General features: G+C 71.7%; 16 protein-coding genes. 7 read left to right on the top strand and 9 right to left on the bottom strand.

Going from position 1 to position 14,896, the window contains the following annotated elements:
* Window positions 1-73 precede the first annotated feature (73 nt).
* Window positions 74-1,048 carry a helix-turn-helix transcriptional regulator gene (locus Dvina_RS41440; protein WP_223095700.1) on the top strand — a complete coding sequence of 325 codons (975 nt, stop codon included), beginning with the start codon at window positions 74-76 and terminating at the stop codon, window positions 1,046-1,048.
* Between the two features lie 12 nt (window positions 1,049-1,060).
* On the opposite strand, the gene Dvina_RS41435 is transcribed toward Dvina_RS41440, so the two are convergent.
* Entirely contained in the window at window positions 1,061-1,621 is a 561-nt protein-coding gene (locus Dvina_RS41435) for an NADPH-dependent FMN reductase (RefSeq protein ID WP_223095698.1), read from the bottom strand.
* Between the two features lie 93 nt (window positions 1,622-1,714).
* Here Dvina_RS41435 and Dvina_RS41430 point away from each other — a divergent pair, with 93 nt between their 5' ends.
* The 3 genes from Dvina_RS41430 (at window position 1,715) to der (ending at window position 4,343) form a co-directional block, all read left to right on the top strand.
* The gene (locus Dvina_RS41430; RefSeq protein WP_223095696.1) at window positions 1,715-2,245 is read left to right on the top strand and encodes a MarR family winged helix-turn-helix transcriptional regulator; all 531 of its coding nucleotides are present in this window, start codon (window positions 1,715-1,717) and stop codon (window positions 2,243-2,245) included.
* A gap of 62 nt (window positions 2,246-2,307) precedes the next feature.
* Window positions 2,308-2,979 (top strand): (d)CMP kinase, encoded by a 672-nt coding sequence (cmk, locus tag Dvina_RS41425; protein WP_223095694.1) that lies wholly within the window; start codon window positions 2,308-2,310, stop codon window positions 2,977-2,979.
* A 5-nt stretch (window positions 2,980-2,984) separates the two neighbouring features.
* Window positions 2,985-4,343 carry a ribosome biogenesis GTPase Der gene (gene der / locus Dvina_RS41420; RefSeq protein WP_246656654.1) on the top strand — a complete coding sequence of 453 codons (1,359 nt, stop codon included), beginning with the start codon at window positions 2,985-2,987 and terminating at the stop codon, window positions 4,341-4,343.
* Between the two features lie 3 nt (window positions 4,344-4,346).
* Here der and Dvina_RS41415 read toward each other — a convergent pair whose 3' ends face one another.
* From Dvina_RS41415 to Dvina_RS41390, 6 genes are all read right to left on the bottom strand, one after another.
* Complete coding sequence (locus tag Dvina_RS41415; protein WP_223095690.1) at window positions 4,347-4,631, bottom strand: hypothetical protein; 285 nt, start codon at window positions 4,629-4,631, stop codon at window positions 4,347-4,349.
* A gap of 97 nt (window positions 4,632-4,728) precedes the next feature.
* Window positions 4,729-6,123, bottom strand: coding sequence for a ferredoxin reductase family protein (locus Dvina_RS41410; protein ID WP_223095688.1), 1,395 nt, complete (start codon window positions 6,121-6,123; stop codon window positions 4,729-4,731).
* Between the two features lie 83 nt (window positions 6,124-6,206).
* Window positions 6,207-6,860: a RibD family protein gene (locus Dvina_RS54840; RefSeq protein WP_246656653.1), complete on the bottom strand. Its 654-nt coding sequence runs from the start codon at window positions 6,858-6,860 to the stop codon at window positions 6,207-6,209.
* A gap of 388 nt (window positions 6,861-7,248) precedes the next feature.
* A complete protein-coding gene (locus tag Dvina_RS41400; RefSeq protein WP_223095685.1) occupies window positions 7,249-7,881 on the bottom strand; it encodes a GTP cyclohydrolase II in 633 nt (210 codons plus the stop codon).
* A gap of 11 nt (window positions 7,882-7,892) precedes the next feature.
* Window positions 7,893-8,750: a lysylphosphatidylglycerol synthase transmembrane domain-containing protein gene (locus Dvina_RS41395; protein WP_246656651.1), complete on the bottom strand. Its 858-nt coding sequence runs from the start codon at window positions 8,748-8,750 to the stop codon at window positions 7,893-7,895.
* Between the two features lie 559 nt (window positions 8,751-9,309).
* Window positions 9,310-9,993: a glycosyltransferase family 4 protein gene (locus Dvina_RS41390; RefSeq protein ID WP_223095681.1), complete on the bottom strand. Its 684-nt coding sequence runs from the start codon at window positions 9,991-9,993 to the stop codon at window positions 9,310-9,312.
* A 22-nt stretch (window positions 9,994-10,015) separates the two neighbouring features.
* On the opposite strand from Dvina_RS41390, the gene Dvina_RS41385 reads away from it, so the two are divergent.
* Complete coding sequence (locus tag Dvina_RS41385; protein WP_223095679.1) at window positions 10,016-10,399, top strand: hypothetical protein; 384 nt, start codon at window positions 10,016-10,018, stop codon at window positions 10,397-10,399.
* 592 nt (window positions 10,400-10,991) lie between these two features.
* Here Dvina_RS41385 and Dvina_RS41380 read toward each other — a convergent pair.
* On the bottom strand, window positions 10,992-11,390 hold the full coding sequence (locus tag Dvina_RS41380; RefSeq protein ID WP_223095677.1) for a 6-pyruvoyl trahydropterin synthase family protein: 399 nt from the start codon (window positions 11,388-11,390) through the stop codon (window positions 10,992-10,994).
* Window positions 11,391-11,394: 4 nt separating this feature from the next.
* Window positions 11,395-12,363: a zinc-dependent alcohol dehydrogenase gene (locus Dvina_RS41375; RefSeq protein ID WP_380031242.1), complete on the bottom strand. Its 969-nt coding sequence runs from the start codon at window positions 12,361-12,363 to the stop codon at window positions 11,395-11,397.
* A gap of 109 nt (window positions 12,364-12,472) precedes the next feature.
* Between Dvina_RS41375 and Dvina_RS54835 the strand changes: the two genes are divergently transcribed.
* Window positions 12,473-13,183, top strand: coding sequence for a CDP-alcohol phosphatidyltransferase family protein (locus Dvina_RS54835; protein ID WP_246655651.1), 711 nt, complete (start codon window positions 12,473-12,475; stop codon window positions 13,181-13,183).
* The gene (locus tag Dvina_RS41370; protein WP_246655650.1) at window positions 13,183-14,841 is read left to right on the top strand and encodes a sulfatase-like hydrolase/transferase; all 1,659 of its coding nucleotides are present in this window, start codon (window positions 13,183-13,185) and stop codon (window positions 14,839-14,841) included. Before Dvina_RS54835 ends, Dvina_RS41370 begins: the two co-directional genes overlap by 1 nt.
* The last annotated feature ends 55 nt before the right edge of the window (window positions 14,842-14,896 follow it).

Genomic DNA, 14,896 nt, shown 5'->3' with positions numbered 1-14,896 from the left:
GGGCGGGAGCGAAGCGGCCTCGGAATCCGTTTTGCGGTCTGTTGCTGTCCGCAATTCGGCCGATACTGGGGCCATGCTCGAGACGTCGGCCCGCCTGCTCGCCCTGCTGTCGCTGCTCCAGGCGCGGCGGGACTGGCCCGGACGGACGCTCGCGGACCGGCTCGAGGTGAGCCCGCGGACGGTGCGGCGGGACGTCGACCGGCTGCGTGAGCTCGGGTACCCGGTGCAGGCCACGCGCGGGCCGGACGGCGGGTATCGGCTCGACGCCGGGTCGGAGCTGCCGCCACTGCTGTTCGACGACGATCAGGCCGTGGCCGTGGCGGTCGCGCTCCAGACGGCGACCATGTCGGTGCAGGGCGTGCAGGAGGCGGCGCTGCGGGCCCTGGCGACGGTTCGGCAGGTGATGCCCGCGCGGCTGCGGCACCGGGTCGACGCGCTGCAGGTGACGCGGATTCCCAAGAGCTCCTGGCACGAAGGGGACATCGACGCCGAGCACCTGCTGGCGATCGGGACCGCCGTGCGGGCACGGGAGGTGCTGCGGTTCGACTACGCGGGGCGACGGGAGATGGTCGAGGGCTCGGCGGCCGCCGAAGGTCCGCCGCGCCGGGCCGAGCCGCACCATCTGGTGACCTGGGGCGGGCGGTGGTACCTCGTCGGCTGGGACCTCGACCGGGCGGACTGGCGCACGTATCGGGTCGACCGGATGACACCGCGTACGCCGAACGGGCCGCGGTTCGGGCCGCGCGCCCTGCCGGCCGCTGACGTCGCCGAGTTCATCGCGGAGCGGTTCGAGCGCCACGATGCCTCGCCGTGCCGGGGCACCGCGATCCTGCACGTGCCGGCCGCGGCCGCGAACGAGTGGATCCGTGGCCAGGGGCTCGTCGAGGACGACGGGCCGGACCGGTGCCGGGTGACCGCCGGCTCGTGGTCCTGGGCCGGGCTGGCCGCGTGGTTCGGGATGTTCGGGCACGACTTCGAGCTGGTCGGGCCGCCGGAGCTGCGCGCGGCCGGCGCTGAGCTGGCCGCGCGCTTCTCCCGAGCGATCTAGCCGGGTTCTCTCTCAGCCCTTGCGGAGGGTCGACAAGGCCTGGCCCCACGCGATGGTCTGGTCGAGCACCGTGTTGAGCGTGGTCTCGTGCTGCGGGCCCGGCTTGAAGACGCTGAAGTTCTCGAAGTCGGTGAACAGCGACAGCGCCACCTGCGCGCGCACGTCGGCGATCTGCAGCTCGGCCGCGATGAGCCGCAGGTGCTCCACGGCGCGGGTGCCGCCGGCCGAGCCGTAGCTCACGAAGCCGGCCGCCTTGTTGTTCCACTCGGTGTAGAGGAAGTCGATCGCGTTCTTCAGCGCGCCGCTCGTCGAGTGGTTGTACTCGGGCGTGACGAAGATGTACGCGTCGAACTGGGAGATCTTGGCCGACCACTGCTTGGTGTGGTCGTTCGCGTACTGGCCGAAGGACGGCGGGGCGGCCTCGTCCAGGTGCGGCAGCTTGTAGTCGAGCAGGTCGACCAGCTCGAACTCCGCGTCCGTGCGCTTGCTGGCGATGTCGTACACCCACTTGGCCACGGCTTCGCCGTTACGGCCCGGGCGGGTGCTGCCGAGGATGATCCCGACCTTCGTCATGGTGGTTCGTTCCTTCACGCGTAGGGTGACGTGTCACCAAGACCATAGCTCACGCCAAGGGTGATGTGTCACCCATGGCCGTAGACTTTCGGTGTGACGAACCCCGAGTGGCTCGACGAGCGGGAGCAGCGGGCCTGGCGGGCGTACAACACGCTCAACTCCGAGGTCCAGCGGCGCACTGCCCGTCAGCTGCTGCGTGAGACGGGGCTCACGATCTCGGAGTACCTCGTGCTGGCCAGCCTGTCGGAGGCCCCCGGCGGCCGGCTGCGGATCTTCCAGCTGCGCCTGGCCGCCGACTGGGAGAAGACCCGGCTGACCCACCAGATCACCCGGATGACGGCCCGCGGGCTCGTCGCCCGGGAGCCCTGCGCCGACGACCCGCGCGGCGCCTTCGTCGTGCTGACCGAGGCCGGCTGGGAGGCGGTCGCCGCGGCGGCGCCCCGGCACGTGGCCCACGTGCGGCACTGGTTCTTCGACGCGCTGCGCCCGGACCAGGTCGACGCGCTGCTCGAGATCGCCCAGACGGTGCTCGGCCGCCTGCCCGAGGTCGACAAGACGATGGGTGAGCCCTGCGTCACCGGCTCGTACGACCCTTGTGACGAGCGCCCCGGCGCACTCCCGTAGGAACGGTCATCGGCGGGACAGGTACTGTTTTGAAGGGTTTCATCGAGCCAGAGGAGACGGGCGTGCACGACGAGGGTCGGCAATTGGTAATTGCCGTCGACGGGCCGTCGGGCTCCGGCAAGTCCACCATCTCCCGGCGGGTCGCCCAGGCGATCGACGCGCGTTACCTGGACACCGGCGCGATGTACCGCGCGGTCACCTACGCGGTGCTGCGCGACAACGTCGACCTGGGCGACGCCGTGAAGATCGCCGCGGTCGCCGAGAGCGTCGAGCTGACCATCGGCACCGACCCGGCGACCCCGCACATCAGCGTCGACGGCATCGGCGTCGACCGCGAGATCCGCGGAGCCGAGGTCACCTCCGCGGTGTCGGCGGTGTCCGCGGTGCCGGCCGTGCGCCGCCTCCTCGTCGACCGCCAGCGCGCGATCATCGCCGAATCCGAGCGGATCGTGGTCGAGGGGCGTGACATCGGTACCGTCGTCGCCCCCGACGCCGACCTGAAGGTCTACCTGACCGCCGACGCCGAGGAGCGGGCCCGCCGCCGCAGCTCCGAGAACGCTGCCAGCCAGGCCGCCACCGCGGCCGACCTCGCCCGCCGCGACCGCCTCGACTCCACCCGCGCCGCCGACCCCCTCCGCCAGGCCGACGACGCCGTGGTGCTCGACACCACCGAGCTCGGCATCGACGAGGTGGTCGAGCGGCTCCGACAAATGCTCGACAAGGTGATGGCGTGAGCGATGTGTCAGAAGACGTCTTCGAGTTCAGTACGGACGAGGACGTCGAGTTTGCGCTGCCGATCGTGGCCGTCGTCGGGCGTCCCAACGTCGGCAAGTCCACGCTGGTGAACCGGGTCCTCGGGCGCCGCCAGGCGGTGGTCGAGGACGTGGCCGGGGTGACCCGCGACCGGATCGCCTACGACGCCGAGTGGTCGGGCCGCAACTTCACCATCGTCGACACCGGCGGCTGGCTCCCCGACGCCCGCGAGCGGGCCAAGGCCATCGCCACCCAGGCCGAGATCGCCGCGCAGACCGCCGACGTCGTCCTGTTCGTCGTCGACGCCACGATCCCGCCGACCGCCGACGACGAGGCCGCCGTCCGGATGCTCCGCCGCAGCGGACGCAAGGTCATCCTCGTGGCGAACAAGGTCGACAACGAGCGCCTCGAGCACGAGATCTCCAGCCTGTGGGGCCTGGGGCTGGGGGAGCCCTTCCCCGTGTCGGCCCTGCACGGCCGCGGGTCCGGCGACCTTCTCGACAAGATCCTCGAAAACCTTCCAGAAGCCCGCCCGGTTGTACCGCGAGAGGCCGGCCCGCGCCGCATCGCCCTCGTGGGCCGTCCGAACGTGGGCAAGTCCTCGCTGCTCAACAAGCTGGCCAAGGAGGAGCGGGCGGTCGTCGACTCGGTGGCCGGCACCACCGTCGACCCCGTGGACAGCTTCGTGGAGTTCGGCGGCGAGACCTGGCACCTGGTCGACACGGCGGGCCTGCGCAAGCGGGTCTCCCACGCGAGCGGCACCGAGTACTACGCCTCGCTGCGCACCAACGCCGCCATCGAGGCGGCCGAGGTCGCCATCGTCCTGCTCGACGCCAGCGAGGTGATCTCGGAGCAGGACCAGCGCATCATCACGATGGTCATCGAGTCGGGGCGGGCCCTGGTCATCGCGTTCAACAAGTGGGACCTGGTCGACGACGACCGCCGTTACCAGCTCAGCAAGGAGATCGACCGCGAGCTGCGCCGGGTCCCGTGGGCCGTCCGCGTCAACGTCTCGGCGCTGACCGGCCGCGCGGTGGACAAGCTGGCTCCGGCGCTGCGCACCGCGCTGAGCAACTGGGAGCGCCGGGTCCCCACCGGCCAGCTCAACCAGTGGCTCACCGCGCTGGTCCAGGCCACGCCGCACCCGATCCGCGGCGGTCGCGCCCCACGCGTGCTGTTCGCCACGCAGGCCGGCGTCTCGCCGCCGAAGTTCGTCCTGTTCACGACGGGCGTGCTGGACCCGGGCTACGTCCGCTTCGTGGAGCGCAAGCTCCGCGAGGAGTTCGACTTCACCGGCACCCCGATCCACATCACCGTCAAGCCGCGCAAGAAGAACAAGAAGTAGTTCTCAGGCGCGCTCGGTTCGCAGCCGGTCGGCGAGCACCGTCAGCCGATCGGCGTGGTGCTCGATGGCCCGGATCATGCGGCGGTCGTCGTCGCCGTGCACGCGGTCGCCGAGAATCTCCGCGTATCCCCGGATCGGGGCCAGGCCGGAGCGCAGCGCGAACGAGAAGTCCTCGTCGGGCCCGTGGTGGCGATCGGCCGGCTCGGGCCGGGGACGGTTGCGCCGCGGCAGCAACGCTTCCGCACCCGCGGCGAGCACGATCAGTACCACGAACACGATGAGTGCCAAGGTCGTGCCCCTTCGGTCGCCGGCCGCTGTCGGAGCTGACTTCGGCGCCGCCCGGGCGTTCGTGAGACCCCGGCACCGAAGCGCAACCGGCCGGCGACTAGTCCGCCATGGCGAAGACCTCGGCGTGCATCTGGGTCTTCGGGACGCCGATCTGGCGCAGGGCGGCCAGGACCGCGTTGGTCATGGCGGTGGGGCCGCAGACGTACACGTCGCGCTGCTTGATGTCGGGGACCGCGGCCAGCAGGTGCTCCGCACTCAGCGGGGCGGGCTGCGTGTCCCTGGTGCGGCCGGTGACCAGCTGCAGCTTCGCCCGCCGGCTGACGGCGAGGTGGCGCAGCTCGCTCAGCAGCGGGGCGTCGGCCTCGGAGCGGGCGCGGTACAGGACCACGATGTTGCCGTCGAGCGACTCCATCAGCGAGCGGATCGGGGTGATGCCCACGCCGCCCGCGATGAGCAGCGAGTTCGACTTCATCCGGTGCTTGCTGGTGAAGGCGCCGTACGGCCCCTCGACGAAGACCCGGGTGCCCACCCGGAGTTTGCGCAGGCCCGCGCTGCCGCCGCCGACGGCCTTCGCGGTGAGGCGCAGGCTCTGACCGTCCGGGGCCTTCGAGAGCGACCACGGGTTGACCTGCCACCAGCGGGCCGGGGTGAGGAAGCGCCACAGGAAGAACTGGCCCGCGTCCAGGGGCATCTTGGCGAGGTCGCGGCCGGTCACGTACACCGACGTCACGTCCTCGGATTCAGCGACCACGTCGGACACCCGCAGATTGTGGCGGAGGTTGCGGTACAGCGGCAGCAGTAGCCGGCCGCACACGAACAGGCCGATCGCGACCGTCCACAGCGCCCACCAGTACGCCTTGGCCCAGGTCGCGGGCTGGGAGATCGGGTTCTCGATGGTCTGATGGACGATGGCGAAGGCAACAACCGCATAGGTTCCGAGGTGTACCGCATGCCAGAGCTCGTAGGGCAGGCGGCGGCGCAGGAACCGGGTGGAGGCCAGGACCACGACGAGCAGCACGGTCCCCGAGACGATGCCGGCGAGCGTGCCGAGCGAGCCCAGCCACTTGTCCTTGAGCGTGTCGAAGGGCCAGTTGTTGATCCGGGCGTACGCCCACGAGGCGAGCGTGGCGTGCACGATGATCGTCCACGCGAGCGTGATGCCGACCCAGCGGTGCCAGACGGTCAGCTGGCCCATGCCGAGCCGCCGGTCCAGCCACGGCACCCGGGCCACGAGCACCAGCTGCAGCGCGAGCACCACCGCCGCGTGCAGGCCCAGGAAACGCCCGACGGCGAGCATGAGGTTCGGTGCGTCGGAGGCGGTGAAGAACAGCGCCTCGACCACCACCGCGTTGGCGATCGCGACGGCGAGCAGCGCGAACGACGCCCGCTGCGGACCCGTGCCGCCCCGCGGCCGCCGGTGGCTGCGCACGCGCTCGCTGACCGCGGCCCGCGGGTCGGGCGTGCGCACCGGCGGCAGGGCACCGTCGAGCACTGAGAGTGTCGAGCCCCGGTCCGGGAGCGCAGCGCCCGCGGCGGCGGGCGGGGAGCTCGGAGAGCGGCGCGGCAGGGGGTTCATCAAGCCTCGAATCGGTCGGAGAGGGCGTAGCGAAGCAGTACCACGTCATCCATGCGCCGTACATCCACCATGGTGGCCCGATTGCCGCGGTGCCACGGAAACTGCCCGTCGCCGACGAATCGGGGCGCGCGCCCGTCGCCGACGAAGAACGGGGCGACCACGAGGTGCAGCTCGTCGACCAGGCCGGCGGTCAGGAACATCGTGTGGACAGTGCTGCCGCCCTCGACAAGCAGCCGCCCGACCCCGCGGGCGGCCAGATCCTCCAGGGCCAGTTCGAGGTCGACCGGCTCACCGCCGTCGACGACCTCGGCCCGGTCGCCGAGCCGGGTCCGGTTGCGCCCGGCGGTCTTTGTCGCGCAGTACACGATCTTGTCGGTGTCGCCGTCGGTGAAGAACCGCGACTCCGGGTCGACGTCGCCGTGGCCGAAGATGGCGACCTTGGCCGGCTGCGGCGACAGCCCGTTCTCGGCCCGCTGCTCGCGCCGCGCTTGTGCGCGCACGAGCAGCCGCGGGTTGTCGCGGCGGATGGTGTTGGCCCCGACGAGTATCGCGTCGCAGCCGGCCCGCATGGCGTCGACGCGGTCGAGGTCCTCGCTGTTGGAGAGCACCAGCCGCTCGTCGGTGGCGTCGTCGAGGTAGCCGTCGAGGGACATCGCGCAGCTGAGCACCACGTACGGCCGTGCGCGGGGAGTCACCGCCGTATTGTCGCCCCCCGCGATCTCCCCGGCAGCGCTCTCGGCGCACGCCGGCCGGTCGGCGATGCTTCGCTCGGCGCGCGCCGTCCGGTCGCTCACGTCGCGCTCGGCGCGCGCCGTCGGGTCGGTTACGTCGCGCTCGGTGTGCGCCGTCGGGTCGGTCGCGTCCTGCTCGGCGCGCACCGTCCGGTCGGTGGCGTCGCGCTCGGCGCGCGCCGTCCGGTCGGTGGCGTTGCTCTCGGCGCGCGCCGGGCGGGCGCTGTCGCCGCGCTCGCCCGGGTGCTTGTCGGCGGGGGGAGCGGCGGGCGGGGTCAGCGCGTTGCGCATTGCGGGAGCGAGCATCAGATCACCGGGCCGCGGCCCGGCTCGCCTTGGCCGCGAGGTAGCTCGCGTTGGCCGGGCTCAGGAAGATGCCTGTCGGGACCACGCTTGCCACCGTCACGCCGAGGCTGTCGAGCTGGTCGGCCTTGTCGGGGTTGTTGGTCAGCAGCCGGATCCGCTGGACGCCGAGCGCGTCGAGCATCTGGGCCGCGGCCGAGTAGTCGCGCTCGTCCTCGGCGTGCCCGAGCGCGATGTTGGCCTCGAAGGTGTCCAGGCCGGTGTCCTGCAGCGCATAGGCGTCGAGCTTCGAGTACAGCCCGATGCCCCGCCCCTCCTGCCGCAGGTACAGCAGAAACCCGCCGGCCTCGGAGATCCGCTCGATGGCCTCGCGCAGCTGCGGCCCGCAGTCGCACCGCTCACTGCCGAAGATGTCACCGGTCAGGCACTCACTGTGCAGGCGGACGAGCGGCGCGGCGCCTCCGTCGGCGGCCCGGCGGACCGCGCCCGCCCAGTCACCGAGGCCGAACGCAACGTGTTCACGGCCGTCGACCAGGCCGTTGAACGAGAACAGGCGGGCGGTGGTGGAGTACCCGTCGAGGAGCCGCAGCGGCACGGTCACCTGCGTGCGCATGGTTGCCCCGGGCAAAGTCTCGAACATCCTTCTCCTCTTCAGCTGGCTACGGTGCGTCGGCGGAAGAGCAGGACCGCGACGCCGGGGAGGCTGGCCACCAACACCAGTACCCCGTAGACGGTCGCGGTTGCGACCCCCTGGGCGGCGGTGAGCCCGGCCGCGGCGAAGGCCCAGGCCGCGACGCCCTCACGGGGTCCGAACCCGCCGATGTTGGCCGGAATTCCCATCGCGAGCAGGGCCAGCAACGTCAGCGGCAGCAGCTGCGTCGCCGGGACGGTGAGGCCGGCAGTGCGCGCGGCCACCAGGAACGTGACGAGGTGACCACCGACCGCGACCACGGAGAAGAAGACGACGCCGGGCCAGATGCGCCGGGCCAGGAGCACCTCGCGCACGTCGGCCCGCACGGTCCGGATCGCGCCGCGCCACCACTGCGGCCCCCGCCGCCCGGCGACGAGCGCGAGCACGACGACGGTCAACGCGACGAGCCCGGCGACGGCGGCGATGCGGGGCACGAACGGCCGTACCGGCGACGGGAGCACCCAGAGCAGGGTGAGCGCGAGCGCGATCTGCACGACCTGGCCGGCCGAGCGCTCCCAGACGACGGCCCGGATGCCGCGTGACACGTCCCCCTCCGCACGTCCGTGCCCGACCGCGCGGTCGACGTCACCCAGGACGCCGCTGGGCAGGGTGGAGTTGATGAGGCAGGCCCGGTACAGCTCGGCGGTCGCCGTCCACAGCGACAGCCGCAGCCCCAGCCCCCGCGCGACGATCCGCCACCGCCAGGCACACGCCACGATGGTGGCCCCGCCGACGGTCAACGCGGCACCGACCGCCCAGCCGTCGATCAGCCGCAGCCCGGCGAGGAACGGCCCGCTCCCGAGCCGCCAGACGAGCATCGCGAGCACGGCCACGCCGCCGATCGTCTGGACCAGACCCCAGTTGACCCGGCGCGCCCGCTTCGGCGTCTTGCGCACAGGAACCGTCGACGCCTCGGCGGGTGCGGGGGCGGCGGCGGTCGGCATGGCGGCTCCTTCGGGACGATCTCTTGTGTCATACGCCGCTCGGCCTGATCCGGTTCAGTTACCCACCGCGGGGCGCCTCGACCCCGCACGCCGGGCGACTGCGCACGCCGGCGCCATTGCGCAATGGATGACCGGGATGCGGCGATCTGCCGCATATCCGTTTTGCCGGTCGTCGCAGCACGGAGCAGACATGTCGCAGCACGGAGCAGACATGTCGCAGCACGGAGCAGACACGTCGCGGCGCGGATCAGCCATGTCGCAGCGCGGATCGGACATGTCGCGGCATGGAGCAGTCATGTCGCGGGGTGGATCAGACGAGCCGTGGGATGGAGGAGAGGTGGGACCGGAGCGGCGAGGGTCGGGGCTGGGTGGCCGGGTCCGGGTGGTCAGCGCCGGTGTTGGTCAGGGCCGGGTTGGTCATCGCCGGTGTTGGTCAGCGCCGGAGTTGGTCGGGGCCGGTGTTGGTCAGGGCGGCGGCGACTCGGCGGGCTGTCACGTCCCAGCCGGTCAGGGCGGCTCGGCGGGTCAGGGCCGCGGCGCGGAGCCGGGTGCGCAGGTCGGGGTCGTTCAGCCAGCGGCGTAACGCGTCGGCCAGGGCGGCGGGGTCGCCGGGCGGGACCAGCCAGCCGGGCGGGGCGGCGGTGCCTATGGCTTCGGGCAGCCCCTTTGCGGTGGTGCCCAGGACGGGGATGCCGCGGGCCAGGGCTTCGACGGCGACCATGCCGTACGTCTCGCCCCGGGTAGGGTGGACCAGAAGGTCGGCCGCGTTGTAGTACCCGTCCAGAGCCGCACCGCGTTGCGGACCGGCCAAGTGGATCCGCTGGCCCAGACCTAGCACGTCGATTTTCGTCGAGAGCTCAGCAAAGTAGTCGACATCGACGGGTGCGCCGACCAGCGTGCATGTCCAATCGTGATCGGCGACCCGACCCAGCGCCTCGACAAGCACGTCCTGGCCCTTGTGCGGCCCGATCGCAGCAACGCACAACAGCACCGGCCCGGTGCCGATGGCGCTGGGCCGAGCCGAGCCGAGACGCGTCGAGCCGATCTCCGTCGTGCCGGTTGCGCTGGTCGCGGACGGGTCGGTCGTGCCCGAGCTGGTCGCGTCGGGACCGGTCATGTCTGAGCCGGTTGTGTTGGTCGTGCCTGAGCTGGTCGCGCTGTTCGTGCTCGTCGTGGCGGATAAGGGCGGCGCGGGTGTGGTTGCCCCCGAGCCGGTCGTGCCTGAGCCGGTTGCGCTGGCCGTGGCCGGGTCGGTTGTGCTCGGGTCGGTTGTGCTCGGGCCGGTTGTGCCCGGGCCGGTTGTGCTGGTGGAGCGGAGGGTGGTCGAGCCCGTGCTGGTCGAGCTGGGGTCCGTTGGGTCGGTCGACGTGGAGGCGGTCGCGCTGAGGGCGTTCGAGCCGGCGTGCGTCGAGCCGCAGCGGATCGAGCCAGGATTGAGCGAGCTGGGGCTGGTTGAGCCAGGGGCGGCCGGGCCAGGGCTGGTCTGGTCCGGGCTGGTCTGGTCCGGGCCGGTCGGGCCCTGATCGCCGACAGCTGCTACCCCTGGTCGTTGGTCGCCGGCAGCGCCCGGGCTGGTGGAGCCTGGGGCGGGGGAGCCTGGGCTGGGGGAGCGGAGGGTGGTCGGGCTGGGGCTGGTTGAGCCGGGGGCGATCGGGGCGGGGGTGACGCCGGGGGTGGCGGTGACGATGTGGTTGTGCTGTAGGTCGTAGAGCTCGCTCAGGCGGTGTCGGCTCCACTCGCTTGTCGTGATTATCGTCGATGTTGACTGTAGTGCTCGATTTTCGTCGGTCTGGGTGGATGGATCGAGGTCGCCGAACGGCATGTGGACGAGCGTGATCAGGCGAAGACGCGAGGCGTGGGCCTCCATGACCGCCGGTGCGCACGACGCGATCAAACCGTCGATCAACACTGTGGCGCCCGCCGGGAGGCCGGACAGCAAAGCGTCCAGCGCCGCCAGCTCGGCCGGGGCCGGGGCCGGCCACGCACCGAAGGCCGGACGTTCGGCGACGTCCCAGCCCAGCGCGGCCAGCCCCGTGCAGAGCTCGCGATCGTAGCGGTTGCCGCCGCTGGGGCGGTCCGGATCGTCGATGTCGTTCGGGAAGACGGCGAAGACCGTCACAGATCCCGCTCGTACGTCGCCCACGCCACATGCGACTCGCGGAGCGTGACCGCGACCCGCTCCAGGCCGGCCGCGCCCGGGCCCAGTGCACCCGCGGCGATCCGCTCGGCCAGCCGGTCGGCGACCACCGCGGCCAGCATCTCCGTCGACGTGTTGCGGCCCTCGAAGTCGGGCTCGTCGTCGAGGTTGCGGTAGTTCAGCGCCGACAGTACGTCCTTGAGCTGCTCGGACGCGAGACCGATGTCGACGACCAGGCTGTCGGCGTCGAGCTCGCGGCGGAAGAACGAGACGTCCACCACGTACGTCGCGCCGTGCAGCCGCTGCGCGGGGCCGAAGACCTCGCCGCGGAAGCTGTGGGCGATCATCATGTGGTCACGGACGGTGAGGCTGTACACGGAGTCAGCTCCTGTCGTAGGTGATCAGGTGGCACAGAGCCGGAAGGGTACCGTCGGCCAGCCGCGGCAGCACCGCCGGCAGATCGGCGAACGGCGACGAGCCGGTGAGCAGCGCGTCGAACGCCGGGTCGCGCAGCAGGCGCAGGGCCAGGGCCAGCCGGTCGGCGTAGGTGCGGGAGCCGGACCGGGCCGGGGACACGGTGCCGACCTGGCTGCTGCGGATCGTGAGGCGGCCCGAGTGGAAGGCGCCCCCGAGGCCGAGCGTCACCGGGCGGTCGCCGTACCAGCTCAGCTCCAGCACCGTACCCTCCGGTCGCAGCAGCTCCAGCGCCCGCTGCAGGCCGCGCTCCGAAGCGCTCGCGTGCACGACCAGGTCACGCCCGGCCGTGGCGGCATCGGGGTGGGCGAACGGCACGCCCAGCGCCTCGGCGACCGTACGGCGGGCCGGGTCGGTGTCGACCAGCTCCACCTCGGCGCCGGGGAGGCGGGCGAGCAGGGCGGCCACGCTGCAGCCGACCATCCCGGCCCCGACCACCGTGACCCGGTCGCCGATCAGCGGGGCGGCGTCCCACAGCGCATTGACCGCCGTCTCCACCGTGCCGGCCAGAACCGCCCGATTGGCCGGCACGCCGTCGGGTACGGGAACCACGGCCGCGGCCGGCACGACGTACTCGGTCTGGTGTGGATACAGGCTGAACACCGTCCGCCCGGCCAGCTGCGGCGGGCCCGCCGCCACGACACCGACATTGAGGTAGCCGTACTTGACCGGGTATGGGAAGTCGCCTTCCTGGAACGGCGCGCGCATCACCCCGTGCTGGTCGGGCGGCACGGCACCGGCGAAGACGAGCGTCTCGGTGCCGCGGCTCACACCCGAGTACAGCGTCCTGACCAGCACCTCGTCCTCACCCGGCGCGGGCACCTCGACCGGGCGGATCTCCCCTCCGGACGCGGTCGTCCAGAACGCTTTCGCCATGTGTCCCAGCCCCTTGTCGGTGGAATGCGATCGAACCGATACGGCGCCTCGAGCGTATGCACTCACGAGTTCCATGGTCAGCAAGCACAGCCTCGTAGACGGAGCGATGATGCCGAGCGTTCGTACCGGTCCCACCATCGGACTGATCTTCCACTTCGCCGTGCTCAACGTTCTCGCGGGGACCGTCGGGCTCGGGACGGCGGGGTGGGTGGTCGGCTTCGCGAGCGGGACCGTCACCTTCCTCGTGCTCGCGCACGGCCTGCAGCGCACCGGCGCCGAGGCGTTCGGGGCGGCGAACTGGGTGACGCTGCTGCGGGCCGGGCTCATCGGCGGCATCGCCGCGCTGACCGCTGACTCCTTCACCGGGCCCGTGTCGATCCCGGTGCTCGTCACGCTGAGCGCTGTCGCCCTGGCGCTCGACGCGGTGGACGGCAACGTCGCCCGCAGGACCGGCAGCTGCACCCCGCTCGGCGCGCGCTTCGACATGGAGACCGACGCCTGGCTGATCCTGGTGCTGAGCGCGTTCGTCGCCGAGTCGGTCGGGGCGTGGGTGCTGGCCATCGGGCTGATGCGCTACGTGATCGGCCTGGCCACCTGGCTGGTGCCGTGGCTGCGCGGTCCGGTGCCGCCGCGATACTGGCGCAAGGTCGTGGCCGCGATGCAGGGCGTGACGCTGGCCGTTGCCGCGTCCGGGCTGCTGCCACTGTCCGTGACCACGACGGTGGTGGCGATCTCGCTGCTGTTCCTCGTCGAGTCGTTCGGCTCCGAGGTGCTGTGGCGCTGGCGGCGGCAGTCGCTCACGGTTGCGGCGGCCTCCTGATGGCGGTCGACATCGCCCCGCCGCCCGCGGACACCACCGACGCCCCCGAGGCCCCGGCACCCGGGCGGCGGCCGGTCCGGCGGGTGCTCGTGTGGGTGGGGACGCTGCTGGGTGCGGCGGTGGTGCTGTTCACGCTCGTCACACCGGATCGGCTCACGCAGTACACCTTCGGCGGCTTTGTGAAGATCCCGATCGAGGGGCTGCTGCTCGTCGCGATCTTCCTCGCCGTGCGCGGCTGGATGCGCACCGTGGTCCTGAGCGTCGCCGGCGTGATCCTCGGCTTCCTGCTCATCATCCGGCTGTTCAACCTGGGCTTTTACACAGCGTTGTCGCGCCCGTTCGACCCGGTGCTCGACTGGGTGCTGCTCCAGCCGGCGTACGGTCTGGTCAGCTCGTCCCTGGGCGAGCCGGCGGCGGTCCTGGTCACGGTGATCCTCGGCCTGGTCGTCCTCGCGGTGCCGGTGGTCATGACGCTCACGCTGCGGCGGCTGGCCCGGCTCGCGGTGCGTCACCAGACGGCTACGACCCGGGGCACCGCTGTGCTCGCCGTGGCCTGGGCGATCTGCGGCGTGCTGGGCCTGCAGGCCGCCTCGGACGGCGCCGTCACCGCGCTCGGCACCCAGATCTCGCTGGTCCGGCGGGACATCAACGACGGCGAGAAGTTCGGCCAGCAGGCGCAGATCGACGCGTTCCGCGACGTGCCCGGCTCGCAGCTGCTCACCGCGCTGCGTGGCAAGGACGTCCTGCTCACGTTCGTCGAGAGCTACGGGCGGGACGCGGTGCAGAACCCGCAGTACGCGCCGCAGGTCAACGCCGTGCTCGACGCGGGCACGACGAAGCTCCAGTCGCTCGGGTTCGGGGCCAGGACGGCGTTCCTGACCTCGCCGATCACCGGCGGTGGCAGCTGGATGGCGCACGAGACGCTGCTGTCCGGGCTCTGGGTCGACAACAATCAGCGAAGTTCGTCGCTGCTGGCGGGGGACCGGTTCACGCTCAACGCGGCGTTCCGCCGCAGCGGGTGGCACATCGGCGGGATCATGCCGGCCAACGACCGCGACTGGCCCGAGGGGAAGTTCTTCCAGTACCACGACCTCTACGACTCGCGGAACATCGGCTACAAGGGCCCGAAGTTCAGCTACGTGCCGGTGCCGGACCAGTTCACCCTCGCGGCGTACCAGCGACTGGAGCGCCAGCCCGGCCACCAGCCCACGTTCACCGAGATCCCGCTCGTGTCCAGTCACGCTCCGTGGACGCCGATCCCGCAGCTCGTCGGCTGGGACCAGGTCGGCGACGGCACCGTCTACAGCACCATGAGCACCGACGGTGACCCACCGGACGTGGCCTGGCGGACATCGGACAAGATCCGAACCGCCTACCGCAACTCCATCGTGTACTCGCTCAGCTCCCTGATCTCGTACGTGGAGACCTACGGTGACGACAATCTCGTCGTCGTGTTCCTCGGCGACCACCAGCCCTCACCGATCATCGTCGGCGACACGGCCAGTCACGACGTCCCGATCACGATCGTCGCCAAGGACCCCAAGGTGCTCGCCAAGATCTCCGGGTGGGGCTGGCAGGACGGGCTGCGGCCGCGCGACGGGGCACCGGTGTGGCGGATGGACCAGTTCCGGGACCGGTTCCTGACCGCGTACCGCTGACGGTTGCGCCGATGGGCGGCTCGTGCGGGCCTTGCGTATTGTCGTGAGCGCCTGC

This window comes from Dactylosporangium vinaceum, from assembly GCF_019904175.1.
Taxonomy (GTDB): domain Bacteria; phylum Actinomycetota; class Actinomycetes; order Mycobacteriales; family Micromonosporaceae; genus Dactylosporangium; species Dactylosporangium vinaceum.
Note: the sequence above shows the minus strand (reverse complement) of the source record. Positions and strands in the feature narration are given on the sequence as shown.

Bases quoted from the DNA above. Each gene is read 5' to 3' on its own strand.
- Dvina_RS41440 (WP_223095700.1), top strand. From the start codon at position 74: ATGCTCGAGACGTCGGCCCGCCTGCTCGCCCTGCTGTCGCTGCTCCAG.
- Dvina_RS41435 (WP_223095698.1), bottom strand. From the start codon at position 1,621: ATGACGAAGGTCGGGATCATCCTCGGCAGCACCCGCCCGGGCCGTAAC.
- Dvina_RS54840 (WP_246656653.1), bottom strand. From the start codon at position 6,860: ATGTCCCTCGACGGCTACCTCGACGACGCCACCGACGAGCGGCTGGTG.
- Dvina_RS41400 (WP_223095685.1), bottom strand. From the start codon at position 7,881: ATGTTCGAGACTTTGCCCGGGGCAACCATGCGCACGCAGGTGACCGTG.
- Dvina_RS41395 (WP_246656651.1), bottom strand. From the start codon at position 8,750: ATGCTCGTCTGGCGGCTCGGGAGCGGGCCGTTCCTCGCCGGGCTGCGG.
- Dvina_RS41390 (WP_223095681.1), bottom strand. From the start codon at position 9,993: ATGACCGGTCCCGACGCGACCAGCTCGGGCACGACCGACCCGTCCGCG.
- Dvina_RS41375 (WP_380031242.1), bottom strand. From the start codon at position 12,363: ATGGCGAAAGCGTTCTGGACGACCGCGTCCGGAGGGGAGATCCGCCCG.
- Dvina_RS54835 (WP_246655651.1), top strand. From the start codon at position 12,473: ATGCCGAGCGTTCGTACCGGTCCCACCATCGGACTGATCTTCCACTTC.
- Dvina_RS41370 (WP_246655650.1), top strand. From the start codon at position 13,183: ATGGCGGTCGACATCGCCCCGCCGCCCGCGGACACCACCGACGCCCCC.